Source organism: Streptococcus sp. LMAG:39 (assembly GCF_008680485.1).
GTDB classification, from domain to species: Bacteria; Bacillota; Bacilli; order Lactobacillales; family Streptococcaceae; genus Streptococcus; species Streptococcus pasteurianus.
The window spans coordinates 1,415,001-1,438,895 of the sequence record NZ_NALE01000001.1 but is presented as its reverse complement, the minus strand read 5'-3'; the positions used below and the strand labels follow the sequence as shown (position 1 = coordinate 1,438,895).

The following is a 23,895-nucleotide window of genomic DNA, read 5'->3' as shown; positions in this document are numbered from 1 at the left end:
TGTAAATTCCGAATTATCTAAAAATTCCAACATCTTGTTACTATAATAACATTTAAAAAAAATAAAGCAAGTGAAAGTTAAAAATAATTTGTCCACTTTCACAAATTATTTTTAACTTTATTCTTTATCCTGACTTTCACGTTCAGCTTTACGTTCTTCAAATTCTTCTTGGGTCATCATTGAACCGCCAAAATTCGCAGATGAGGCGAAAGCCGTGTAACGACGTAACCAACCGCTTGAAATTTTTGATTTGAATGGTTTTAAGTGTTTACGACGTTCTGCTAGTGTTGCATCATCAACAATCAAGTCAATTGTACGATTAGTCAAATCAATATAGATTTCATCACCGTCTTCGATAAGGGCGATATTACCACCTTCTGCCGCTTCTGGTGAAACGTGACCAATCGCAATACCACGTGTTGCCCCAGAGAAACGACCGTCTGTAATCAATGCTACATCTTTACCAAGTCCACGTCCGACGATTTTAGAGGTTGGCGCGAGCATTTCTGGCATACCTGGACCACCTTGAGGTCCTTCGTAACGAATAACGACAACGTGACCCTTTTTAACCGTTCCATTATCAATTAATTCAAGGGCTTCATCCTGTGAATCACAACAGATAGCCTTACCACGGAAGGTTTTAACAGATGAATCAACCCCACCGACCTTGATAACAGCGCCATCTTGGGCAATGTTTCCATAAAGAATTGACAAACCACCTACTGGTGAAATTGGACTTTCAAGTGGGTGAATGATTTCCTCATTTTTGATTTCTGCGCCAGCTACATTTTCCTTCAATGTTTTACCTGTAACTGTAATGCGATCACCCTTAATCGTTCCTTTTTTAATCAATTGATTGATAATCGCTGAAATACCGCCAGCTTCTTGAACATCATGCATGGTATAAACGCTTGATGGTGCAATTTTAGACAGGTATGGCGTTTTCTTAGCAATTTCATTAATATCTTTTAGATTGTACTCAATACCTGCTTCACGCGCAATCGCAAGGGTATGAAGAACCGTATTGGTTGAACCACCCATAGCCATATCAAGGGCAAAAGCATCATCAATAGCTTCTTTTGTGATAATATCACGTGGACGCAAATTATTTTTGACATTGTCCATCAAATATTTTGCTGCTTGGCGTACCAATTCACGACGTTTGTCAGAAACAGCAAGAACCGTACCGTTTCCAGGAAGAGCAAGACCAAGCACTTCCATAAGAGAGTTCATCGAATTAGCTGTGAACATTCCCGCACAAGAACCACAAGTTGGGCAAGCATTTTGTTCTAGATAATCTAATTCTGTTTTTGACATATCGCCAGCTTGATATGTTCCGACCGCTTCAAAAAGGCTTGATAAAGTCGCTTGATGTCCAGTCATATCAACGCCACCTTTCATTGGTCCACCTGAACAGAAAACTGCAGGAACATTTGTACGAAGGGCAGCTAGAATCATCCCTGGCGTAATTTTATCACAGTTTGGAATGTAGAAAACACCGTCAAACCAATGCGCATTAATAACTGTCTCAGCAGCATCCGCAATAATTTCACGTGATGGAAGGCTATAACGCATCCCAATATGCCCCATAGCAATCCCGTCGTCAACACCAATTGTATTAAATTCAAAAGGAATACCACCCATTTCACGAATAGCTTCCTTGGCGACATCTGCCAACTCACGCAAATGAACATGTCCAGGAACAATATCAATGTAAGAATTACAAATTGCGATAAATGGTTTTTGCATGTCTTTAGCAGATTTTACTTGCCCGGTTGCATAAAGAAGACCACGGGCTGGTGCTTTATCCACACCTACCTTAATCATGTCACTTCTCATCTGTTTTCTCCTATCAATTAAATCTTACACTCCATGTTAACACTTTATAAAATAAAGTCAAGATAATTTTCAGAAAATTTTGTTAGTTTAAAATTTTTTCTCTTTTCAAAATATAAGCACCGTTTTCTATTATATAATAGGATAAATTGATTCTATTATATATAAAACCATTTTCCTATAAAAACAACACATTTCTTACATAGGTATTGCTCTTTGAGGGCAGAAAAAAAGAGCCTGAATTGTTCAGACTCTCTTTATTATGTTTTTATTCAACACTCATCAAGTATGGATAAACTGGTTGTTTACCATCATGAATTTCAACTTCAACATCTTCGTAAGTTGATTCAAGATATTCAGAAATTTCTTCTGCTAATTCTTTATTTCCTTCTTCACCAACATAGATAGTGATGATTTCACTATCTTCGTCAATCATTTTAGCAAATATTTCTTTCAATGTAGTTGTCATATCTGGATTTGAAACCACGATTTTACCATCAACCATACCAAGGTTGTCATCTTTGTGGATTTCAAGACCATCTATAGAAGTATCGCGAACAGCAAGTGTCACACTACCGCTAACAACATCAGAAAGGCTGGCTGTCATTGCTTCAACGTTCTCTTCCAATGATTGTGCTGGGTTAAAAGCTAACAAGCTTGCAAACCCTTGAGGTACAGTGCGTGTTTCAACAACTGCCGCTGGCACTTCAGATACTTCTGCTGCTGATTGTGCAGCCATGAAAATATTTTTATTATTTGGCAAGATAATAACATTTTTAGCATTAACAGCATCAATCGCTTTAACAATATCTTCTGTAGACGGGTTCATTGTTTGACCGCCAGAAATAACGTAGTCAACGCCTTGTGATTTGAAGATATCAGCTAAACCGTCACCAGCACATACTGCAACAATAGCAAAGTCTTTTTCTTCTTGGCTAATAGCTACTGCTTGGTCTTTTTCAAGAACAGCGTCGTGTTGGTTACGCATGTTATCAACTTTAACTTTTTTAAGCGCACCATATTTAAGCCCTTCTTGAAGAACAAGACCTGGATCTTCAGTATGGACGTGAACTTTAGCAATTTCATCGTCGTTAACAAGGATAAGTGAGTCACCTAAACCACTCAAATAACCTTGGAACTCTTCATAGTTAAATTCTTTAACATAAGTAGGACCTTGTTTAAGTGCAACCATGATTTCAGTACAATAACCGTATTTAATGTCTTCAGTTGCAACGTGTTCAGCTACTGATTTGTGGTGTTCAGCGTTAATCATTTCAGTCATTACCGCTGGAGTTGCTTTGAAATCTTCAGAAGCGATGTACTCACCAGTCAAAGCAGCTAAAAATCCTTCATAAATAAAGACTAAACCTTGGCCACCTGAGTCGACAACACCAACTTCTTTCAAAACAGGAAGCATTTCTGGTGTTTTAGCCAAAGCACGTTTAGCACCATCAAGTGCAGCACGCATTACTTCAACAGCATCGTCAGTTTCTTCTGCTTTCTTAAGAGCGGCAGTTGCTGCTCCACGAGAAACAGTTAAAATAGTACCTTCAACAGGTTTCATAACAGCTTTATAAGCTACCTCTACACCTGATTGGAAAGCATGAGCTAAATCTTGACCAGTTAACTCTTCTTTATCTTTGATTGCTTGACCGAAACCACGGAATAATTGAGATGTGATAACACCTGAATTACCACGTGCTCCCATCAAAAGACCTTTTGATAGAATTTGTCCAACTTCTCCAACAGTACTTGCAGGCTTATCTGCAACTTCTTTGGCACCATTTTCAATTGTCATTCCCATATTTGTTCCTGTATCACCGTCTGGGACAGGGAAAACATTAAGGGAGTTTACATATTCTGCTTGATTTCCAAGACGTGTGCTAGCAGCTTGAACCATTTCTTGGAATAAACTGGTTGTAATATTTGACACTAATCTTCTCCTACAACTTTAATATTTTGTACGTAAACATTCACCATATCTGCTGAAAGGCCAAGTTGGTTTTCAAGGTTGAACTTGACACGTTCCTGAATGTTTTTTGACACCTCAGAAATCTTTACACCATACGACATTACAGTGTAAACATCGACTGAAATACCACTTTCTGTTGATTTGACAACAACACCTTTTGCGTAGTTTTCTTTACGCAGAAGCGCTTGAAAATTATCCTTAAGAGCACTTTTACTTGCCATACCAACAACACCAAAAATTTCTGTTGCGGAACCTCCAACAACAGTTGCAATAACGTCGTCAGATAACTCAATTTGGCCATCTTTTGTATTAATTTTCACAGTCATATTTACTACCTCAAAAGTTTTTATCAGTTTATTTTACCATATATTAGCCGTCTTGTAAAAAATAATAAAAGATTACCGGCTACAAAACAAAGAAAAAAGCCTTTCGGCTTTTCATTTTATACGCGTTCTACTTTACCAGATTTAAGCGCACGAGCTGATGCCCAAACTTTTTTAGGTTTTCCATTAACAAGAATAGTAACTTTTTGAAGATTTGGTTTAACTGCACGTTTTGTTTTGTTCATTGCGTGTGAACGGTTGTTTCCTGATACAGTCTTACGACCTGTGAAATAACAAACCTTAGCCATATTTATCTGCGTCCTCCTACTTAGATTCTAGGTGCTTTACACCACATACCATAAAATAATATCATATTCAGCATGTTTTCGCAAGCTTTTTAGCAAATAATCAGCAAAAAATAATTATGAAAGCACGTATGATTTTCTAACCTCAAACTGATTTCTACTAAAAACTCTAAAAGATTTTGCAAACAAAAATCCTGATAACTATCAGGATTTAAAACTATTTGCCGATTGCAGGAATCGAACCTACGACCTACGCGTTACGAGTGCGTTGCTCTACCGACTGAGCTAAATCGGCTAACAAAGACATTATATCACTCAACTAAAATTTGTCAATTAAATAGTAACGATTAACACAAAAAAACTCCCCAAATGGGAAGTTTTTTCTAAACGAAGTTTGATTAAGCTTTGTTAGCTGAACCAAATACGTCGATACGTTCTTCAACAGCTTCTGTAATAGCTTCGAAACCTGGTTTCAAGAATTTACGTGGGTCGAAGAGTTTTTTCTTATCGTATTCTTCTTCGTTTGCTTCGTATTCAGCAACAAATTCACGAGTAGCTTTAGCGAATGCAAGTTGACATTCAGTGTTAACGTTAACTTTAGCTACACCAAGCTTGATAGCTTCTTGAATTTGCTCATCAGGAATACCTGAACCACCGTGCAATACGATTGGGAATCCAGGAACAGCAGCAGTTAATTTTTCAAGGTGATCAAGGTGAAGACCTTTCCAATCTGCTGGGTATGGACCGTGGATGTTACCGATACCTGCTGCAAGGAAGTCAATTCCTGTAGCAACCATAGCTTTAGCATCTTCGATTGGAGCAAGTTCACCATCACCGATGATACCGTCTTCTTCACCACCGATAGTACCAACTTCAGCTTCAACTGAGATACCTTTAGCATGTGCTTTAGCAACAACTTCTTTAGCTTTTTCAAGGTTTTCTTCAAGTGGAAGGTGTGAACCGTCAAACATAACTGAAGTGTATCCAGCTTCGATACATTCTAATGCATCTTCAAAATGACCATGGTCAAGGTGAATAGCAACTGGTACAGTGATACCCATTGATTCTACAAGGTTTTCAATGAGTGCTTTACAAAGTTTGTAACCACCCATGTATTTTGCAGCACCCATTGAAGTTTGGATAAGAATTGGAGCTTTTTTAGCTTCTGCCGCACGTAAAATTGCTTGAGTCCATTCAAGGTTGTTTGTGTTAAATCCACCAACTGCATATCCGTTATCACGGGCTGCTTTGACAAATTTTTCCGCTGAAACGATTGCCATTATATAGGCCTCCTATTTATTTTTTGGGATAAACCCTTTTACACGTACATTTTATCACAAATCTTATCAGATTGCTAGCGTTACTTGAAATTTGACTGATTTTCTATGAAAAAACACTCACAAATAACAAAATTTACTGAAAATAAAAGTCTTATTTCATACTATTATTTTCTATTAAATAATAAAAAAAGACAAGCTCTAGCTCGTCTACTCTGCGGAAAGAGGGACTTGAACCCTCACGATCTAAAGCGATCACAGGATCCTTAGTCCTGCGCGTCTGCCAATTCCGCCATTTCCGCTGTTCCTTAACAACATATAAAATTATATCAACTTATCTTTTTGCTGTCAATACTATTTTTCATATTTTTTCAAGAAAGTTGAAATTTTTTCAATGTATGCTTGAGGATCAGTTTCAAAGGATTTGGCATGTCCCGCACCTTTAACGATATACAATTCTTTCTCGCCTTGTGTGGCTTGATAATTCTTGTAAACCATACTTGTTGGCACAAAAGTATCATCACTGCCATGGATAAAAAGAACTGGACGTGTGTTATTTTTTAACTGATTCACACTACTTGCTTGACCGTAAGAAAAGCCTGCACGAATTTTTGAAATGGCAGATACTTCATAAAGAATTGGGAAAGCTGGGAGATTATACATTTCTTTAGCTTGATATTTCAACTCATCCCAGACACTACTATAACCACAATCTTCAATAATATTAACAACTTGGTCAGGCAAACTTTCCTCACCAGAAGCCATCATAACCGTTGCTGCTCCCATAGAAACACCAAACAAGGTAATTTCGCTGTCTGAATTTTGTTCAACTAGCATCTCCGCCCATTTTATGACGTTTAAGCGGTCGTTCCAGCCATATCCAATGATTTGCCCTTCACTGTCACCATGCGACATATTATCGGGCATAAGGACATTGTAGCCTAGCTCATGAAACATCCATGCATAAGGCTTCATATCTTCCTTATCGTTTGTAAATCCATGAACAACAATAACCGTTTTATTTGTTGCTGTTTCTGCAGGAACATACCAAGCATCTTGTTTTAAACCTTGGTTGGTCATCCAAAGCGTTTCTTTTGTCAGTTGGTCAAAACTCTGCTCATAGGCGTAGATAGGGGTGCCTTTTGAACGACCATTATTATTAATGAATGATTTTTCTTCACGAATTTGTGCTACATGGAAAAAATAAAAACTTGCTCCGACACTTACTACAAAAAGTAGAGCAATAATTCCTAATAAAACACGATGTTTTCTAATTCTTATTTTTCTCATGCTCACTATTATACTATTTTTTCCTAAAAATAAAAGGGGTACAGATTCATTAGAATTGTATTATCAAAAAAACACTCCCAAGCTTTTAGCTTGAAGAGTGTTAATCTGTTTTAATGATTATTTGCTATTTTCAATCGCTGCTGTCACAAAGGCTGTGTAAAGCTCTTCTGGACGGTTTGGACGACTTTGAAGTTCTGGGTGATATTGAGCAGCCACGAAGAATTTTTTCTCTGGCAATTCAACAACTTCCATCAAGCGGTTATCTGGCGATACACCTGAGAAAACAAAACCTGCTTCTTCAAATTGGTCACGGAATTTAGTATTGAATTCGTAACGGTGACGGTGACGACGTTGAACAACTTCTTGATTGTTATAAGCTTGTGCTGCACGTGAACCTGGTTTTAATTTACATGGGTAAAGCCCAAGGCGAAGTGTTCCACCCATATCTTCGATATCAATTTGGTCACGCATAATATCAATAATTGGGTATTTAGTATCCGGAGCAAGCTCAGCTGAATTTGCACCTTCCAAGTTCAATACGTTACGAGCGAATTCCACACAAGTCAATTGCATACCAAGACAGATACCAAGCATTGGCACGTCTTTTTCACGCGCATAGCGGATTGCTTCAATTTTACCTTCTGTCCCACGTTGACCAAATCCACCTGGGACAATGATACCATCAGCATCACCAAGCATTTCTTCAACATTGTCAGCCGTAAGATCATTGGCATTAACCCATTTAAGATCAACAGCCACATCATTAACATAACCTGAATGTTTAAGAGCTTCGACAACTGAAAGGTAAGCGTCTGGCAATTCAACATATTTACCAACAAGAGCAATCTTAGTTGATTTTTTAAGATTCATAATCTTATCAACCATTGTAGACCATTCTGACATATCCGCTTTTGGCACATCCAATTTCAAGTGGTCACAAACGATTTGATCCATGTTTTGAGCTTGCATGTTAAGTGGAATTTGATAAATATGATCCACGTCAAGTGACTCAATAACAGCTTCTGGAGCAACATCACAGAATTGTGCCAACTTATTTTTAATGTTTTGACCAGCTGGTTTTTCTGTACGGATAACCAACATATTAGGTTGAATACCAAGACCACGCAATTCTTTAACAGAATGTTGTGTGGGTTTAGTTTTCATTTCACCAGCAGCTTTAAGGTATGGAAGAAGCGTTGTGTGGATGTACATAACATTATCAGCACCAACATCTGCTTTCATTTGACGAAGGGCTTCAAGGAATGGAAGACTTTCAATATCACCAACTGTACCACCAACTTCTGTGATGATAACGTCAGAATCAGTTGTTGTCGCGGCACGTTTGATTTTTTCTTTCAAAGCGTCTGTGATGTGTGGAATAACTTGGACAGTTGCACCAAGATATTCACCTTTACGTTCTTTACGAAGAACTTCGCTATAAATTTTACCAGTTGTTACGTTAGAATATTTGTTAAGGTTGATGTCAATAAAACGTTCATAGTGACCAAGGTCAAGGTCAGTTTCAGCACCATCGTCTGTCACGTAAACTTCACCGTGTTGATAGGGGCTCATTGTACCTGGGTCAATGTTAATATAAGGGTCAAATTTTTGGATAGTTACTTTAAGACCGCGATTTTTCAAAAGACGACCAAGACTTGCAGCCACGATTCCCTTACCGATAGAAGAAACAACACCACCAGTAACAAAAATATACTTAGTCATTAAATAAAACTCCTTTTAAATAAAATGATAGCAAACGATAAGTGCTTGAAGATTAAGAATAACAACAAATCAAAACATCCGTAAGATATTTGATAAAAAAGTAAATAAACATTTACTTTTAGGAAAACAAAAATAGCTCCCTAAAAAGTTAGGGAGCTTTCATACGACCTCTAAAAAAGAGGTGCCCGAATAATAATATAAACTATCCTGTGGCGTTTGTCAAATGATAATTGACAACTTTTTTTAATTTAGTAAAAAACTAATGCTGGTGACTACTCTTCGTCTAAATCATCGTCTTCGTCGTCTTCTTCGTTGATGTCAACTTCTTCATCCAAATCTTCATCTGGAATAATTTCGTTGATTTCTGAATCGTATGACTCAACTTCTGATTTTTCGTCATCTGGATTTTCTTCATCGTATTCTAAATCAGATGATTCAGGTGTGAAATCTTCATCTTCTGGATCATCATCTGAATAATCAATGGCATCTTCATCACCATCCATGAAGGCATTAACACGTTTTGGTTTGCGTTTTGGTGCTCCATTTTCATCTTCTTCAAGAGTGATGATTTCTTCGTCAATTTCATCAATAGCATACCATGAACGGAGCCCCCATTTGTTATCCCCAAGTGGAATAAAACTTCCGTCAACGTTCAATGCAGAATAAAAATATGGCAATGCTTCACGAATTTCTGCATCTGATTTTTCAAGGTAGTTTTGGATCTCATTCACAAGATCGCTGAAATACATTTCATGATCACGTCCACGTTCTTCTAAAATCGCACGGGCAACTTCAATCATTGAAAGTTCGCTTTTTTCTTGTCCAGCAAATACTTCTAATTCCAAGGTAGTTCTCCTTATTATTTAGGATATGAGCAAATAGCCACAAAAACCCTATTGTCTTAATTTTCGTCATTCTCTATTTTACGCTAATTTTATCAATTCGTCAAAAGATTTATAAGAATTTCTGATAAAGGGCATAAAAAGCCAAGTAATCTATTGATTACCTGACTTTATAACTATTTATCTAAGATAAATTATTTTACTTTAGCAGTGCTTGTGACAACGTCAACAGCTTTCTTCATAGCGATGTCGTGTTTAAGCATGTCAGCTGAAAGAAGATTACGAACTTGTTCAACTTCCATGTTGTATTCTGAAGCAAGGTCGTTGATTTCTTTTTCGATTTCTTCGTCAGAAGCTTCAAATCCTTCAGCTTTAGCGATAGCTTCGATAACAAGGTTAGTTTTAACACGTTTGTCAGCGTCAGCTTCGTATTGTTTGTGAAGGTCTTCTTCAGTTGTACCAGTCAATTGGAAGTACATTTCTGGAGAGATACCTTGACGTTGCATGTTGCCCATGAATTCGTTCATAGCACGGTGCACTTCGTCATGTACCATTTCTTCTGGCAATTCAACGATTTCAGCGTTAGCAACTGCTAATTCAAGCGCAGCACCTTCAACAGCATCATCATATGCAATTTCTTTAGCTGCTTCAAGCTCTTTACGGTATTTAGCTTTCAATTCGTCAAGAGTTTCAACTTCTTCGTCGATGTCTTTAGCTAATTCGTCGTCAAGAGCTGGAACTTCTTTAGCTTTAACTTCATGAACAGTTGTTACAAATTTAGCGTCTTTACCAGCGAGATCTTCTGCTTGGTAGTCTTCTGGGAATGTTACGTTAACATCAACAGTTTCACCAGCTTTAGCACCTACTAATTGGTCTTCGAAACCAGGGATGAATTGACCTGAACCAAGTTCAAGCGAGAAGTTATCACCTTTACCACCATCAAATTCAACACCGTCAACTGAACCTACGAAGTCAATAACAACTGTATCGCCAAGTTCTGCAGCATCTTCTTTGATGATAAGTTCAGCAAGGTTGTTGCGTTCGCGTTCAACTTTTTCGTCAACTTCAGCATCAGTTACTTCTTTTGTAGCTTCAACTGAAACTTCAAGGTCTTTATAGACACCAAGTTTTACTTCTGGTTTTGTAACAACTTCTGCAGTCAATGTCCATTCTTGACCTTTTTCCATTGATTGGATGTCAATTTTTGGTTGAGCAACAACATCAAGGCTAAGTTCAGCAACTGCTGCTTCGTATGCTGCTGGAAGAATAGCGTTCAAAGCATCTTCGTAAAGTGCTTCTTCACCAAATTTTTGGTTAAATACGGCACGTGGCATGTGTCCTTTACGGAATCCAGGTGCGTTTAAATTTTTCTTAACTTTGTTGAAAGCTTGATCAAGAGCTGGTTGGATTTTATCTTGATCAATTGTGAATGTAATCACGCCACGGTTAGTAGCTTTGTTTTCAAATGATACCGACATGAAGTCATTTCTCCTTAAAATTTTATATACAGTTTAGTTTACCATATTTTACAGGCTTTTAAAAGTTTTTTGTGTAAAAATCCTAGGTCAATCGCCACTCTATTTGCGAAATGGCTACGTATTAAACCGGATCTTAATGACACTGCGGTCAACTTTTCTCATTTTACTGTCCTACATAAAAATTTTGGAAATTCTTAATTTAGATTAAACACTTGCTTGCTATTCGTTTTTTTAATAAACTAAGGGTATGAATATTATCTCTAAATATCTCGAACAATTACAAATCGAACAAATCGCTGTGGATCTTATTTCTAAGGCGGTTTCATTGATACTTCTTTTTCTATTTTTCTTAATTATAAAGCGTGTTGCTGATTTTATTTTTAAACATGCGGTAGAAAAATCAATTACGCTTTCGCGCCAAACGGAAGCTCGCCAAAAGACAATCAGCAAACTTTTGCACAACATCATGAGCTACACCATCTACTTTTTCCTACTTTATTGGGTGTTGAGTATTCTTGGTGTTCCAGTTTCTAGTTTATTGGCTGGTGCTGGTCTTGCTGGGGTCGCTATTGGGCTTGGTGCACAAGGCTTTTTAACTGACGTGGTTAACGGATTCTTTATTCTTCTTGAAAATCAATTTGAAGTCGGTGATTCTGTCGTTATTGGAACAGTTGAAGGAAATATTTCAAGCGTCGGTATTCGTACCACACAAATTCGCGGTTTCGACGGAACACTTCATTTCATTCCTAATCGTAATATTACTGTTGTTTCTAACAAATCACGTGGTGATATGCGTGTTCAGATTGATATTCCAATCTACGCTCACACAGACTTAGAAAAAATCTCAAATATCATTAAGACGATCAACAAAGAACAGCTACCATCTTATCCTGAAATCGTTGGTAGTCCAACCATTTTAGGACCATGTACAAATAGCACTGCACAACTTGTTTTCCGTGTTGATATTTTCGTGCAAAACGGCAAACAAAGTTACATTTATTCTAACTTTTACCGTCTTTACCAAGAAGCGCTTTTGGAAAATGACATTGCATTGCCAACGATGTATGCCAACCCGACACTTACAAAATAGACTATTATATCATAAAAGAGGACGCCAACCGTCCTCTTTATTTATTTTTAAAATTTTCGAATTGGGTCTGATGTATAAGTTGCACGCACGCCACCAATTAATTTTGGTCGGCTCGCTAAAGCAGTCACATGAGCGCCGCCCAATTCTCGTTGGACTGGGATTAACGGTACTTGTACGCGCTTGACATGCATACCAATAAAGGTATCTCCAATGTCTAGCCCAGCATGTGCCACGATTTCTTCAACCTCGACAGGATCTTGCATGAACTTGAAAGCAGCAACTTGTCCACTTCCGCCCGCATGCAGATTTGGAATGACATTAACGATTTCTAATTCTTTTTTCTCAGCTAATTCGCGTTCGACCGTCAAAGCACGATTTAAATGTTCACAACCTTGTACAGCTAGATAAATCCCACGCTCCTTCAACACCTCTAAAATCATCTTAACAATCACTTCACCGATTTCAGCACTGCTATTTTTCCCAATCAAACCACCTGCAACCTCGCTTGAGGACAAGCCAAGAACAAAAATTTGACCTTTTTTAATAGCAGAGCGTTCAACAATATCAATCACAATAGCACGTGTTTGCTTTTCTAATTCTTGTAGGTTCATGTCAATCCTCCTTTTACTTCATTATACACTAATGTTTTTCAAAACGCAGATAAGCAAGATAGACAAGGTAACCAACAAACATTCCAAAGAAATTTTGTAAAACATTTCCTAAAATACCTGCCCAAGCAGCACCCAAGCCATACCCCAACAGCAAGGCGGCTACAAAATACCAGCCAATCATTGAAACACTAGCTAGTACAAGACCGAGAATACGTTTTTTCCCATTCCAACCTGCAAAAAATCCTTGTGCCCCATGTGCAATCAGACTATGAAACATATATTGTGGATAGCCCAGCAAAAGGTCAATAAGAAAGCCAGATAAGCCACCGACAATTGCTCCAGATTTTGAACCTAAATAATAAGCAGTAAAATAAATTCCAACATCTAACAAGGTCAAATAACCTGTTGAGGTTGGAACATGAATGTAAGCCAAAACAACACTCAAAGCTGTCAAAACAGCCATTAAGGTTAAGTCACGCGTATTAGTTTTCTTCATAATTTTGTTTCACTCCATATTGGTCTGAATGACGAATCGCTTGATAAACGAACTCTTTAGATTGTTCAACAGCAGCTTTGGCAGACTTTCCAAGTACTAATTGGCTTGCAATGCTTGAAGCAAATGTACAACCAGCACCGATATTATTATTTTCAAGGACAGGCGTCTCAAAAACAGTCACGTTTTCACCGTCGTAAAAAACGTCAATCGCTTTTTCCTTACTTAATCGGTTACCACCTTTAACAACCACGTTTTTCGCTCCTAACTGGTGCAATTTTTTCGCCGCAGCTTTCATATCATCCAAAGTTTTGATTGAGGTTTGGGTCAACAGCTCAGCTTCTACCAAATTCGGCGTGATAATGGTCACATATGGAAAAAATTTCAAGAGTTCATCACGAAGCGCTGAAACTTCAACATCATGTTTTTCTTTACAAACCAAAACTGGGTCAAGAACAATTGGAATTCCAACGTGCGATTCAACGAATTCAAGTGCTAAATCAGCAACTTTCACGTTTGGCAACAAACCAAGTTTTATCCCTGAAAAAGGAACATCTTTGAGACTATTTAATTGGTGAGAAAAAACTGTTTCATCTGTCGCAAAAACATCAAATCCATTTTCTGTCAATGCCGTTAAGCAAGTTACCGCTAGAAAACCATGCAAGTGATTGGTTGTATAGGTCGCCAAATCAGCATAAAGACCACCGCCACTAAAAATATCATTTCCTGAAATGGCTAAAATGTACTTATTCGTCATAATTAATCTCCTTTAAATAAAGACCATTCCCCGCTGCCGTAGGGCCTGCTAAATCACGATTTTTCGACTCTAAAACCGTCTTAATCTGACTAACTGGCATACGACCATTACCGATTTTCAACAAGGTTCCAACCATATTGCGTACTTGCTTGTAAAGAAAGCCATTGCCACTGAATGTAAACACAAAGAAACCTGTTTTGTCATCAATAGCAACTGTTGCTCGCGTAATCGTGCGAACTTTATTTTCAACAGAAGTCCCAGAAGCCGTGAAACCTGTAAAATCATGCGTCCCTACCAAATCATTAATGGCTTCTTGCATACTTGTCAAATCTAGGGGATAAGGATAATGCGTCGCATAATGTCGCATCATTGGATTTTTTGGTCGCCCAGCATCTACTAAAAACTCATAAGTCTTACTGTGCTTATTGTAACGGGCATGAAACTCATCACTGACTTGCTCGACTTTCACCACATCTATATCTTCTGGAGACTGCGTATCCAAACCAAATCGTAATTTTTCCACATCACGCGCCTGTGGCAAATCAAAATGTACGACCTGTCCATAAGCATGCACCCCTGAATCTGTACGACCAGCACCATGCACTTTAACTGGATTACCACTATTTAATTTCTGTAATGTTTTTTCTAATTCTTCCTGAACAGAACGCTCACTCGGCTGTCGTTGAAAGCCAGCAAAAAGCCTACCGTCATAGGAAATCGTTGCTTTATATCTTACCATGAGTGTATTTTATCATCTTAACAAAAGACTTTCCAGAAAATTTAGAACAAACTGTCCCCATACAGAATTTTACATAAAAAAGAGATTGGAAATGTTAGTTTCCAATCTCTTTGAGAGTTTATTCACCGTCAAAGGCGTCTTTCATTTTGTTAAAGAATCCTTTTTTCTTAGGATTAACAACTTTATCACCACCTGCTGCTGCGAAGTTTTTAAGCGCTTCGACTTGAGCATCATTAAGTTTGGTTGGTGTTACGATATTGACGGTTACATGTTGGTCTCCTTGACCTCCACCACGCAATTTCGGAGCACCTTTACCTTTAAGGCGGAATGTCTTACCAGTTTGTGTTCCAGCTGGGATTGTCATTTCAACATCACCATGCACCGTTGGCACTTCAACAGTATCACCAAGAGCTGCTTGAACAAAGCTAATATTCATGTTGTAGTAAATGGTTGAGCCATTACGTTCAAATTGCTTACTTGGTAAAACATTGATAATAACGAAGAGGTCACCATAAGGCCCGCCGTTAAAGCCTGCTTCACCTTGACCTTGCAAGCGAATTTGTTGACCAGTTTCAACACCTGCTGGAATCTTAACAGATACTTTATGAGTTTTCCTTTCATGACCAGTACCATGACAAGTGTGACAAGGTTCTTTAATTTCTTTACCTGTACCATGGCAGACATCACAAGTTACTTGACGACGCATCATACCAAGAGGTGTCTGTGTATCAACATTAATAACTCCTGAACCATGACAACGACTACATGTTACGGGACTAGTTCCAGATTTAGCGCCTGTACCAGAACATGTTGAACAAGTTGATTCACGGTTATAAGCCACTTCTTTTTTAACACCAAAAACAGCCTCTTCAAAACTCAAATTCACACGATATTGAAGGTCATCACCTTGACGTGGTGCATTGGGATTGCGCATACCCCCGCCACCACCGAAAAAGCTTGAGAAGATATCTTCAAAACCACCAAAGCCAGCACCGTCGAAACCGCCAAATCCACCAGCTCCGCCACCGAATCCGCCATTAGCTCCCGCAGCACCATATTGGTCATAAGCGGCACGTTTTTGCTCATCACCTAGCGTTTCATAAGCCTCTTGAACTTCTTTGTACTTTTCTTCAGCACCAGGTTCTTTGTTAATATCTGGGTGGTACTTCTTCGACATTTTTCGATAAGCTTTTTTAATCTCATCTTGCGAAGCGTCTTTAGAAACACCCAAACGATCGTAAAATTCTGTATTGTTCATAATTATGATATTAAGCCGTTAAGCGACTCAAAGAAAAATAGGAAACTTTCCCGACGATGCTTGCATCTAGGTAAAGTTTATCTTTTTTCATAGAGTCGTAGGCGTATTCAAATATATAAAATAACTTTTACGCCTTTTCAGCCCGTGTTCATTTCTGAACACTTTCCTTTCTTTATCATTAAAAAGGTTATTCAAAATAATTCTATGGTTTCTCTATTTATCCAAAAACAGAGGTTGATATTTTCGCAACCTCTGAATTTTATAATTTACCAAGAAAAAATCACACTAAACTTACCAAAATAAGTAAATAGTCAAATCTATTCTTGATAATCATGATGAATTATTTTTCAGTAAACTCGCCGTCAACAACGTCATCACCATTGTTTGATGAATCAGTTGATTGTGTACCTTCAGCACCTGCTTGGGCTTGTTGTGCAGCTGCAGCTTGTTCGTACAATTTCACAGCAAGAGCTTGAGCTTTTTCGTTAAGAGCTTCAAGTTTAGATTTCATATCTTCAAGATTGTTAGCTTCTTGAGCAGCTTTCAATTCATCAAGAGCAGATTGAGCAGCATCACGTTCTGTATCAAAGCCTTTGCCTTCTGTTTCTTTGAGTGTCTTTTCTGTTGCAAAGATAGCTTGATCAACTTCGTTACGAAGGTCAACTTCTTCTTTACGTTTAGCATCAGCTTCTGCGTTAGCTTCTGCATCTTTCATCATTTTTTCAATTTCTTCATCAGTCAAACCAGAGTTAGATTGAATAACGATGTGTTGTTCTTTTTGAGTACCAAGGTCTTTAGCTTTAACAGACACGATACCGTTTTTGTCAATATCAAATGTTACTTCGATTTGAGGGATACCACGAGGTGCAGCTGGAATATCAGTCAATTGGAAACGACCAAGAGTTTTGTTATCAGCAGCCATTGGACGTTCACCTTGAAGAACGTGGATATCTACGGCTGGTTGGTTATCAGCAGCCGTTGAGAACACTTGTGATTTAGATGTCGGGATAGTTGTGTTACGGTCAATAAGTTTTGTAAATACACCACCCATAGTTTCAATACCAAGTGACAATGGAGTAACGTCAAGAAGAACGACATCTTTAACATCACCAGTGATAACACCACCTTGGATAGCAGCACCCATAGCAACTACTTCGTCAGGGTTAACAGATTTGTTTGGTTCTTTACCAGTTTCAGCTTTAACAGCTTCGACAACGGCAGGAATACGTGTTGAACCACCAACAAGGATAACTTCATCGATTTCAGAGATTGAAAGACCAGCATCTGACAAAGCTTGACGAACTGGAGTTTTAGTACGTTCAACAAGGTCACGAGTCAAATCATCAAATTTAGCACGAGTAAGGCTTGTTTCCAAGTGAAGGGGTCCAGCAGATCCAGCAGTGATGAATGGAAGTGAAATTTGTGTTTGAGTCACACCTGAAAGGTCTTTTTTAGCTTTTTCAGCAGCATCTTTCAAACGTTGAAGAGCCATTTTATCTTGGCTAAGGTCTACGCCATTTTCGTTCTTGAAGTCAGCAACTAACCAATCAATAATTTTTTGGTCGAAGTCGTCACCACCAAGTTTGTTATCACCTGCCGTTGCAAGTACGTCAAAGACACCATCACCAAGTTCAAGAATAGAAACGTCAAATGTACCACCACCAAGGTCAAATACTAAGATTTTTTCATCTTTATCAGTTTTATCAAGACCGTATGCAAGAGCGGCTGCAGTTGGTTCGTTAACAATACGTTCTACTTCAAGACCAGCGATTTTACCAGCATCTTTTGTTGCTTGACGTTGAGCATCGTTGAAGTATGCAGGAACTGTGATAACAGCTTTTGTTACTTTTTCACCAAGGTAATCTTCAGCATAACCTTTAAGGTATTGAAGAATCATTGCTGAGATTTCTTGTGGAGTGTATTCTTTACCATTTGCAGATACTTTTTCAGAAGTACCCATTTTAGATTTGATAGAAATAACTGTATCTGGGTTGGTTACTGCTTGACGTTTAGCAGCGTCACCAACGATGATTTCACCGTTTTTGAATGAAACAACTGAAGGAGTTGTACGGTTACCTTCTGGATTTGCAATAATTTTTGATTCAGTTCCTTCAAGAACTGCAACGGCTGAGTTTGTTGTACCTAAGTCAATACCAATAATTTTAGACATATTTTATCCCTCTTTTTATGATTTATCTTTTTTACTTTCAGTTATAGTTTTACGACATTGCGGTCAAGTCTTTGCTAACGATTAGCTGTAAACAACAACCATAGCTGGACGCAATAGACGTTCATGAAGTTTGTAACCCTTTTGAAGCACTTGAGCAATGCTATCTGCAGGATGTTCTTCATCAGCTGGAAGAGTTTGAACTGCCATATGTAAGTTGTGGTCAAAATTTTCAACAACCACTTCTTCAACACCTTCTTCGTTAAGCGCACGAATCAAGCTGTCACGTGTCATTTCAAGACCTTTTTTCACATCATCTGTCAATCCTTCAACAGCAAGTGCTCTTTCCAAATTATCCAAACTTGGTAAGATTGCTTTGGCTAAATCTTGTGAACGATATTTTTGCAATTGCTGACGTTCTTCATTAGCGCGACGTTGAATGTTTTGCATTTCAGCATGAGCACGAAGGTATTTATTTTCAAAATCTTCCGCACGCTCAAGTGCTTTTTGCAATTCTTCATTTTGAGCATCTTCTTGAGGCTGCTCTTCTACTTTTTCTTCAGTCACAACATCAGTGGCTTCAACTTCTTCTTGAAGTTCTTCGTTTTTAGTTTCTTCTGACACTGTGTCCCTCCCCTATCTTTTTTATCAATTTAATTACTAAACTTAGTTGACCTCGTAATGATTACTATTGAGGTAACGATAATAATCACCAAGTTTCATCGCCAAAACACGCCCGATAACATTTACCAAGCTAACGCTTCTGCGATAATCCATATCAATCGGACCAATCAAGCTAAGAAGCCCAAATCCACGATAAGGAATCAGAAACTTATGTGTCAAAACAGTCACATTAGCTAGTGCTACTTCTTGACTATCTGCAACCTGAACAGTCGCAATCTCATCTTCTTTCATTGAGGAACGAAGAGCAAATGCGACCCTTTGGTCATTATCTAAGAAACGATATGTTTCCAGATTAGCATAATCAAGTGAATTAACCTTACCAGCCACAAAAACCAAGTCTTTAAACAATTCTGCGAAAATATAGTCGAACAAACCTAATACATTGTCTGTCACCGTAAAATATTTTTGTAAAATCTGCGGAATCTCTGTTCGTAACTTATAATGAATATCCAGCACCGTTCGTCCAAGCAAACGTTCATCGACGATTTCTTTCAAAGTTACCAAGTCTTTCAACATGAAATTTTTAGGAATGGCAAATTGAATTGTCGCAGGTTTGGATTCATCCAAGGTTAAAACAGCTAGAGCATCATGACTCGATAATTGAACAATATCGAAAGCTGTAAGTTTTTGACACGCTGGTTCGACATCCAAAATCACTGACGTGTAAGCAGTCATATCAGCCAAAACCTGACTTGCTTTTTGTAGAATATCATCAAGCTTAAAAGCTTCAAAATCAAAAGCTTTGACGACCTGATAAATATCACGTTCATTGATACTATCAAGACTCAATGAATGCTCAACAAAATATTTGAAACCAGCAGTACTTGGCATTCGTCCACTTGACGTATGAGCCTTTTCAAGTAATCCCAACTTTTCTAGCTTCGCCATATCGTTACGAATCGTTGCACTACTCGAGTCAATGCTTTCCTGTAAAGTCCTAGAGCCGACAGGTTCATGCGTCTGCGTAAATAATTCGATAATCAAATTCAAAATATCACTTTGACGTTGAGTAATCATAACCTCGCTCCTTTCTACATTTAGCACTCATATACTTCGACTGCTAATTTATGATTTTATTATACTCCTTTAAAAACGAGTGTCAAGAGAAAAGCTCAAAAAATTAGCACTCTTTTTATAAGAGTGCTAATTTTTTATTTATCATACGATGTTAAGTTGTTTTTTTCAATAATAGCAATCAATTTCGTAGCATAGTCAGGGTCTGTGCTAAATCCTATATCTTGCAACGATTGTGCTGGTTTTTTATAGCCCGTATTAGATACTAAAATATCATACGCTCCATCGCTTAATGTGCCAGATTGTAATAAATCAAAATAGTCATAAATAGCAGCTGTCCAAGATTTATAAACCGCAAAGCAACCTGTCTCAGTCTGCCACTCATTGACAAAATAACTCTTATAAGTTAATTCTATCGACATTTGACCATCCTGTGCCTGCACCGCAAATAAATTATGATATTTTACTGCCAGTAAATTCGTTCCATAATTTGATTCCAAAACAGCTTGAGCAATGATAATCGAAGGACGTACGCCATATGACGCTGCTACTTTTTGAATCGTCGGAGCAATTTCTTCAATAAACTCTGTTTGCGTATAAGAAACACTCTGCTTCTTCGTAGCATTTGGCGTTGCATGATGCAAGCAAAGCAAAAGAATTCCAACAAAAAAAATAAAAACAAAAGTCAAAAATTGTTTCAGAGAAAAGCGAGATTTCATCGATTATTCTCCTTCAACAAAGACACATATTCTTCTAAGGTTAAGTTGTTTTCTGTCATGTATTTAGCAGATTCAACGCCAACATAGCGGAAATGCCAATCTTCGTAATCGACTCCCGTTGAATCACTCTTTCCTTCAGGAAAACGTAGAACAAAACCATATTCAGGAGCAATAGCTACGACTTGCGCAACAACATCTGCATCACTCTCATTCAAAGAATTTACCGTACTCATATCAATAGCAAGTCCAGTCTGATGTTCACTAGCGCCAGCAGGCTGTGAATACGTCTTAACCAAATCCTCCGCCGCTTCTTGCGTTAAACTTGGATTAGTTGCCATTTCTTGTGACACATAGGAATTAAACAATTCTTCTTGATAAGCCACACTTCGGTAGCCAGAAATCAAATGTTCACTGCTATCAATAGCTTGCGCTGCTGCCAAAAAATTTCGAACATTATCAGTAATACGTGAATCCACATAGATATTATCAATTTGCGTTAAATCAGGATTCATCTCAGCTGTAATATTATCACGATTAACTAAAACAAGCTCCCAATCACTCGATGAAACATCTGGCAAATCCGTCGCTGATGCTGTTGAACTCGTTGAAGACTCAGAGCTCACCAAGCTTGAACTATCCGTTGATGACTTTTGAGCATTTCCACTCAATGACAATTTGTCACCTTGGACAAAAACAAAAATACCGACTATAAAAATTACAATAACTAACAACCCTAAGATAAGAGTTGGTAAACTACGCTTTTTTCTCATTTTTTCTTTCTTCTAATATTTGCCTACCACGCAAACGATAACTAACATCGCCGATAGACTCTATTGTAAATTTTCCATTTTCAAAACTAACAACGGAAATACTACCGTTGTCCAATCCCAAACTTCTCGGTGTTGCACGATCAACTAGCCACAAAAACGTTCCAATAGTCATTCCATGGCTAACAACAATAGCATTTCCACCACCCAAAGCCTCGATTTTTTCAGCAATAGCAGTAAACCCCTCTAAAATACGGCCACTCAAAACTTCCCAAGTCTCAGCCCAACCAGCTGTATCGACTTGATAAATACCTGCCGCCATTTCTTGATAAGTCAACTTAGTCATATCCTTATCAAATACACGTGGCAACACACCATTAAAGAGCTCACCATCGTATCCGCCATCTAGGCTACCAAAACACCATTCACGAATACGTTTGTCACGAGTATATGGGATATTTTCCTGTTGACATTCACGTAAAATAATCTCCATTGTCTGTAAAGTACGTCCACTATCACTCGAAAATGCCTCTTTAAAAACAATTCCTGCATCTTTCAAACCTAGACCAAGCTCTTGAATTCCACGCTCACCATCAACAGTTAAAGGGCTATCACTCCAGCCTTGAGCACGACCAATCGTATTGAACATCGTTTTTCCATGACGAGCAATATACAATTTTGTTTTAACCATAACAGTTCCTCCCATACTTGATTCCTATAAAAAATAGAGGTGTACGACAATAAAAATAATGAATTTTACTTTTTCAGCTCTTTTATTATATCATATTTTTCAAAAGCTTCGTCAGTTAACACATAGCTTTGATAACCTGAAATCTTTTTTTAATTTAGACAAAAAATACCTAGGATAGCAATCTTTGCTTATTCTAGGTAAATATCGAACAAAATAATTAGTTTTTAAAGCTATGAACGGGAGCAGGAATTTGACCACCACGTTTGATAAAATCAGCAGATGAATTATGATTAACACTCATTACAGGCGCTGTACCAAGAAGACCACCAAATTCAATCATATCGCCTTCTTTACCTTTTGGAATAATACGAACAGCTGTTGTTTTTTGATTAATCACACCAATAGCTGCTTCATCAGCAATCATAGCAGCGATTGTTTCGTAAGGAGTATCTTCAGGAATAGCAATCATATCCAAACCAACAGAACAAATAGCTGTCATTGCTTCAAGTTTTTCCAAGTTAAGTGAACCATTTTGAACAGCAGCAATCATACCTTCATCTTCAGATACAGGAATAAAAGCACCAGACAGACCCCCAACTTGGTTACAAGCCATGATACCACCTTTTTTAACTTGGTCATTTAAAAGAGCAAGCGCTGCAGTTGTTCCATGAGTTCCAACTGTTTCAAGTCCCATTTCTTCAAGGACACGAGCTACAGAATCCCCAACCGCTGGTGTAGGCGCAAGAGAAAGGTCAACAATACCAAATTTAACACCTAAACGTTCACTCGCCATTTGACCAACCAATTGACCAATACGTGTAATCTTAAAGGCTGTTTTCTTAACCGTTTCAGCAACAACGTCAAAACTCTCACCGCGAACTTTTTCAAGAGCGCGTTTTACAACACCAGGACCAGAAACCCCGACATTGATGACAACATCAGCTTCACCAACACCATGGAAAGCACCCGCCATAAATGGATTATCTTCAACCGCATTTGCAAACACGACTAATTTTGCTGCACCCAAATCAGACAATTCAGCCGTTTCCTTAATAATGCGCCCCATATCAGCAACTGCTGTCATATTAATCCCTGATTTTGTCGAACCAATATTAACAGATGAACAAACTTTTGAAGTTTCTGCAAGCGCACGAGGAATAGAGTTGATAAGGACTTTATCTCCTTTTTGGTAACCCTTTTGAACCAAAGCAGAAAAACCACCAATAAAGTCAATTCCAATGTCATTCGCAGCCTTATCCAAGGCATGAGCCAAAGGAAGGTAGTCGGTCGCATCAGTCGCTGCTCCAATAATAGAAATTGGTGTTACAGAAACACGTTTATTAACAATTGGAATACCCAATTCGGCCGCAATCTCATCGCCAACAGCTACCAAAGAACCAGCTTTTTCGACAACTTTCTTATAAATCTTATCTGCAGCCTTATTAATATCTGGATCAATACAATCAAGAAGAGAAATTCCCATTGTAATGGTACGAACATCAAAATTTTGTTCCTCAATCATCGCAATGGTTTCAGTAACTTGTTTAATATCCACGTCTTTCCTCCTTAAATATTGTACATAGCATCAAAAATAGCTTCACTTTGAATATTAATTTTAACATTCAACGTTTCACCATAAGCTTCAAATTCTGAACGTAAATAAGTAAAATCTTGCGTTTCATCAGATGAAACAACAGCCATCATTGTAAAGAAATCATCCAAAACTGTTTGAGAAATATCATCAATATTTAAACCTAATTCAGCAATTTTTGCTGAAACCCCAGCTACAATACCTGTTTTATCCTTGCCAACAACAGTAATAATTGCTTTCATGAGAAGCCTCCAAAATAGTATTTTTTC

Annotated in this window: 23 protein-coding genes and 2 tRNA genes; 1 reads left to right on the top strand and 24 read right to left on the bottom strand. The window is 38.0% G+C overall.

Going from position 1 to position 23,895, the window contains the following annotated elements:
* Positions 1-117: 117 nt before the first annotated feature.
* The 11 genes from ilvD to tig all read right to left on the bottom strand — a co-directional run bounded on the left by ilvD (position 118) and on the right by tig (position 11,045).
* Positions 118-1,839 carry a dihydroxy-acid dehydratase gene (gene ilvD, locus CCC20_RS07370; RefSeq protein ID WP_003063266.1) on the bottom strand — a complete coding sequence of 574 codons (1,722 nt, stop codon included), beginning with the start codon at positions 1,837-1,839 and terminating at the stop codon, positions 118-120.
* A gap of 265 nt (positions 1,840-2,104) precedes the next feature.
* Complete coding sequence (locus CCC20_RS07365) at positions 2,105-3,769, bottom strand: DAK2 domain-containing protein (protein ID WP_003063264.1); 1,665 nt, start codon at positions 3,767-3,769, stop codon at positions 2,105-2,107.
* A complete protein-coding gene (locus CCC20_RS07360; protein ID WP_003063261.1) occupies positions 3,769-4,134 on the bottom strand; it encodes an Asp23/Gls24 family envelope stress response protein in 366 nt (121 codons plus the stop codon). The genes CCC20_RS07365 and CCC20_RS07360 overlap by 1 nt, the downstream gene beginning before the upstream one ends.
* A 116-nt stretch (positions 4,135-4,250) precedes the next feature.
* Positions 4,251-4,439, bottom strand: coding sequence for a 50S ribosomal protein L28 (gene rpmB, locus CCC20_RS07355; RefSeq protein ID WP_003063259.1), 189 nt, complete (start codon positions 4,437-4,439; stop codon positions 4,251-4,253).
* Positions 4,440-4,658: 219 nt separating this feature from the next.
* Positions 4,659-4,731 (bottom strand) — tRNA-Thr (locus CCC20_RS07350).
* Between the two features lie 103 nt (positions 4,732-4,834).
* Positions 4,835-5,716, bottom strand: a complete 882-nt coding sequence (locus CCC20_RS07345) for a class II fructose-bisphosphate aldolase (protein ID WP_003063246.1) — start codon at positions 5,714-5,716, stop codon at positions 4,835-4,837.
* 213 nt (positions 5,717-5,929) lie between these two features.
* Positions 5,930-6,015 (bottom strand) — tRNA-Leu (locus tag CCC20_RS07340).
* A 52-nt stretch (positions 6,016-6,067) separates the two neighbouring features.
* Complete coding sequence (locus CCC20_RS07335; RefSeq protein ID WP_003063243.1) at positions 6,068-7,003, bottom strand: alpha/beta hydrolase; 936 nt, start codon at positions 7,001-7,003, stop codon at positions 6,068-6,070.
* Between the two features lie 117 nt (positions 7,004-7,120).
* Positions 7,121-8,725 carry a CTP synthase gene (pyrG, locus tag CCC20_RS07330; RefSeq protein WP_003063241.1) on the bottom strand — a complete coding sequence of 535 codons (1,605 nt, stop codon included), beginning with the start codon at positions 8,723-8,725 and terminating at the stop codon, positions 7,121-7,123.
* 272 nt (positions 8,726-8,997) lie between these two features.
* A complete protein-coding gene (gene rpoE, locus CCC20_RS07325) occupies positions 8,998-9,570 on the bottom strand; it encodes a DNA-directed RNA polymerase subunit delta (RefSeq protein WP_003063238.1) in 573 nt (190 codons plus the stop codon).
* Between the two features lie 191 nt (positions 9,571-9,761).
* The gene (gene tig / locus CCC20_RS07320) at positions 9,762-11,045 is read right to left on the bottom strand and encodes a trigger factor (protein WP_003063235.1); all 1,284 of its coding nucleotides are present in this window, start codon (positions 11,043-11,045) and stop codon (positions 9,762-9,764) included.
* Between the two features lie 247 nt (positions 11,046-11,292).
* Between tig and CCC20_RS07315 the strand changes: the two genes are divergently transcribed.
* A complete protein-coding gene (locus tag CCC20_RS07315) occupies positions 11,293-12,135 on the top strand; it encodes a mechanosensitive ion channel family protein (RefSeq protein ID WP_285395029.1) in 843 nt (280 codons plus the stop codon).
* A 47-nt stretch (positions 12,136-12,182) separates the two neighbouring features.
* On the opposite strand, the gene CCC20_RS07310 is transcribed toward CCC20_RS07315, so the two are convergent.
* The 13 genes from CCC20_RS07310 to CCC20_RS07250 all read right to left on the bottom strand — a co-directional run bounded on the left by CCC20_RS07310 (position 12,183) and on the right by CCC20_RS07250 (position 23,868).
* The gene (locus CCC20_RS07310; RefSeq protein WP_502705561.1) at positions 12,183-12,746 is read right to left on the bottom strand and encodes a TIGR01440 family protein; all 564 of its coding nucleotides are present in this window, start codon (positions 12,744-12,746) and stop codon (positions 12,183-12,185) included.
* A gap of 28 nt (positions 12,747-12,774) precedes the next feature.
* Positions 12,775-13,242, bottom strand: a complete 468-nt coding sequence (locus CCC20_RS07305) for an ECF transporter S component (RefSeq protein WP_285395030.1) — start codon at positions 13,240-13,242, stop codon at positions 12,775-12,777.
* The gene (locus CCC20_RS07300; RefSeq protein WP_003063221.1) at positions 13,229-13,996 is read right to left on the bottom strand and encodes a bifunctional hydroxymethylpyrimidine kinase/phosphomethylpyrimidine kinase; all 768 of its coding nucleotides are present in this window, start codon (positions 13,994-13,996) and stop codon (positions 13,229-13,231) included. Before CCC20_RS07300 ends, CCC20_RS07305 begins: the two co-directional genes overlap by 14 nt.
* Positions 13,986-14,735: a tRNA pseudouridine(38-40) synthase TruA gene (gene truA / locus CCC20_RS07295; RefSeq protein WP_285395032.1), complete on the bottom strand. Its 750-nt coding sequence runs from the start codon at positions 14,733-14,735 to the stop codon at positions 13,986-13,988. Before truA ends, CCC20_RS07300 begins: the two co-directional genes overlap by 11 nt.
* 118 nt (positions 14,736-14,853) lie before the next feature.
* Positions 14,854-15,993 (bottom strand): molecular chaperone DnaJ, encoded by a 1,140-nt coding sequence (gene dnaJ, locus CCC20_RS07290; protein WP_117567478.1) that lies wholly within the window; start codon positions 15,991-15,993, stop codon positions 14,854-14,856.
* A gap of 340 nt (positions 15,994-16,333) precedes the next feature.
* Positions 16,334-18,163 (bottom strand): molecular chaperone DnaK, encoded by a 1,830-nt coding sequence (gene dnaK, locus CCC20_RS07285; protein ID WP_144356641.1) that lies wholly within the window; start codon positions 18,161-18,163, stop codon positions 16,334-16,336.
* 81 nt (positions 18,164-18,244) lie between these two features.
* Positions 18,245-18,784 carry a nucleotide exchange factor GrpE gene (grpE, locus tag CCC20_RS07280; protein ID WP_003063213.1) on the bottom strand — a complete coding sequence of 180 codons (540 nt, stop codon included), beginning with the start codon at positions 18,782-18,784 and terminating at the stop codon, positions 18,245-18,247.
* A gap of 42 nt (positions 18,785-18,826) precedes the next feature.
* Entirely contained in the window at positions 18,827-19,861 is a 1,035-nt protein-coding gene (gene hrcA / locus CCC20_RS07275) for a heat-inducible transcriptional repressor HrcA (RefSeq protein WP_287179789.1), read from the bottom strand.
* A 134-nt stretch (positions 19,862-19,995) separates the two neighbouring features.
* Complete coding sequence (locus CCC20_RS07270) at positions 19,996-20,577, bottom strand: glycoside hydrolase family 73 protein (protein WP_003063210.1); 582 nt, start codon at positions 20,575-20,577, stop codon at positions 19,996-19,998.
* Complete coding sequence (locus CCC20_RS07265) at positions 20,574-21,347, bottom strand: M15 family metallopeptidase (protein ID WP_058692717.1); 774 nt, start codon at positions 21,345-21,347, stop codon at positions 20,574-20,576. Before CCC20_RS07265 ends, CCC20_RS07270 begins: the two co-directional genes overlap by 4 nt.
* Positions 21,331-22,035: a histidine phosphatase family protein gene (locus CCC20_RS07260; protein WP_041973320.1), complete on the bottom strand. Its 705-nt coding sequence runs from the start codon at positions 22,033-22,035 to the stop codon at positions 21,331-21,333. The genes CCC20_RS07265 and CCC20_RS07260 overlap by 17 nt, the downstream gene beginning before the upstream one ends.
* Positions 22,036-22,252: 217 nt before the next feature.
* On the bottom strand, positions 22,253-23,590 hold the full coding sequence (locus CCC20_RS07255; protein WP_058692716.1) for a PFL family protein: 1,338 nt from the start codon (positions 23,588-23,590) through the stop codon (positions 22,253-22,255).
* Positions 23,591-23,601: 11 nt separating this feature from the next.
* Positions 23,602-23,868, bottom strand: a complete 267-nt coding sequence (locus CCC20_RS07250; protein ID WP_003063199.1) for an ACT domain-containing protein — start codon at positions 23,866-23,868, stop codon at positions 23,602-23,604.
* Positions 23,869-23,895 lie beyond the last annotated feature (27 nt).

Bases quoted from the DNA above. Each gene is read 5' to 3' on its own strand.
- CCC20_RS07250 (WP_003063199.1), bottom strand. From the start codon at position 23,868: ATGAAAGCAATTATTACTGTTGTTGGCAAGGATAAAACAGGTATTGTA.
- dnaJ (WP_117567478.1), bottom strand. From the start codon at position 15,993: ATGAACAATACAGAATTTTACGATCGTTTGGGTGTTTCTAAAGACGCT.
- hrcA (WP_287179789.1), bottom strand. From the start codon at position 19,861: ATGATTACTCAACGTCAAAGTGATATTTTGAATTTGATTATCGAATTA.
- truA (WP_285395032.1), bottom strand. From the start codon at position 14,735: ATGGTAAGATATAAAGCAACGATTTCCTATGACGGTAGGCTTTTTGCT.
- CCC20_RS07315 (WP_285395029.1), top strand. From the start codon at position 11,293: ATGAATATTATCTCTAAATATCTCGAACAATTACAAATCGAACAAATC.
- ilvD (WP_003063266.1), bottom strand. From the start codon at position 1,839: ATGAGAAGTGACATGATTAAGGTAGGTGTGGATAAAGCACCAGCCCGT.
- rpmB (WP_003063259.1), bottom strand. From the start codon at position 4,439: ATGGCTAAGGTTTGTTATTTCACAGGTCGTAAGACTGTATCAGGAAAC.
- CCC20_RS07345 (WP_003063246.1), bottom strand. From the start codon at position 5,716: ATGGCAATCGTTTCAGCGGAAAAATTTGTCAAAGCAGCCCGTGATAAC.
- CCC20_RS07360 (WP_003063261.1), bottom strand. From the start codon at position 4,134: ATGACTGTGAAAATTAATACAAAAGATGGCCAAATTGAGTTATCTGAC.
- tig (WP_003063235.1), bottom strand. From the start codon at position 11,045: ATGTCGGTATCATTTGAAAACAAAGCTACTAACCGTGGCGTGATTACA.
- CCC20_RS07265 (WP_058692717.1), bottom strand. From the start codon at position 21,347: ATGAGAAAAAAGCGTAGTTTACCAACTCTTATCTTAGGGTTGTTAGTT.
- CCC20_RS07300 (WP_003063221.1), bottom strand. From the start codon at position 13,996: ATGACGAATAAGTACATTTTAGCCATTTCAGGAAATGATATTTTTAGT.
- CCC20_RS07310 (WP_502705561.1), bottom strand. From the start codon at position 12,746: ATGAACCTACAAGAATTAGAAAAGCAAACACGTGCTATTGTGATTGAT.
- pyrG (WP_003063241.1), bottom strand. From the start codon at position 8,725: ATGACTAAGTATATTTTTGTTACTGGTGGTGTTGTTTCTTCTATCGGT.
- dnaK (WP_144356641.1), bottom strand. From the start codon at position 18,163: ATGTCTAAAATTATTGGTATTGACTTAGGTACAACAAACTCAGCCGTT.
- CCC20_RS07260 (WP_041973320.1), bottom strand. From the start codon at position 22,035: ATGGTTAAAACAAAATTGTATATTGCTCGTCATGGAAAAACGATGTTC.
- CCC20_RS07335 (WP_003063243.1), bottom strand. From the start codon at position 7,003: ATGAGAAAAATAAGAATTAGAAAACATCGTGTTTTATTAGGAATTATT.
- CCC20_RS07270 (WP_003063210.1), bottom strand. From the start codon at position 20,577: ATGAAATCTCGCTTTTCTCTGAAACAATTTTTGACTTTTGTTTTTATT.
- CCC20_RS07305 (WP_285395030.1), bottom strand. From the start codon at position 13,242: ATGAAGAAAACTAATACGCGTGACTTAACCTTAATGGCTGTTTTGACA.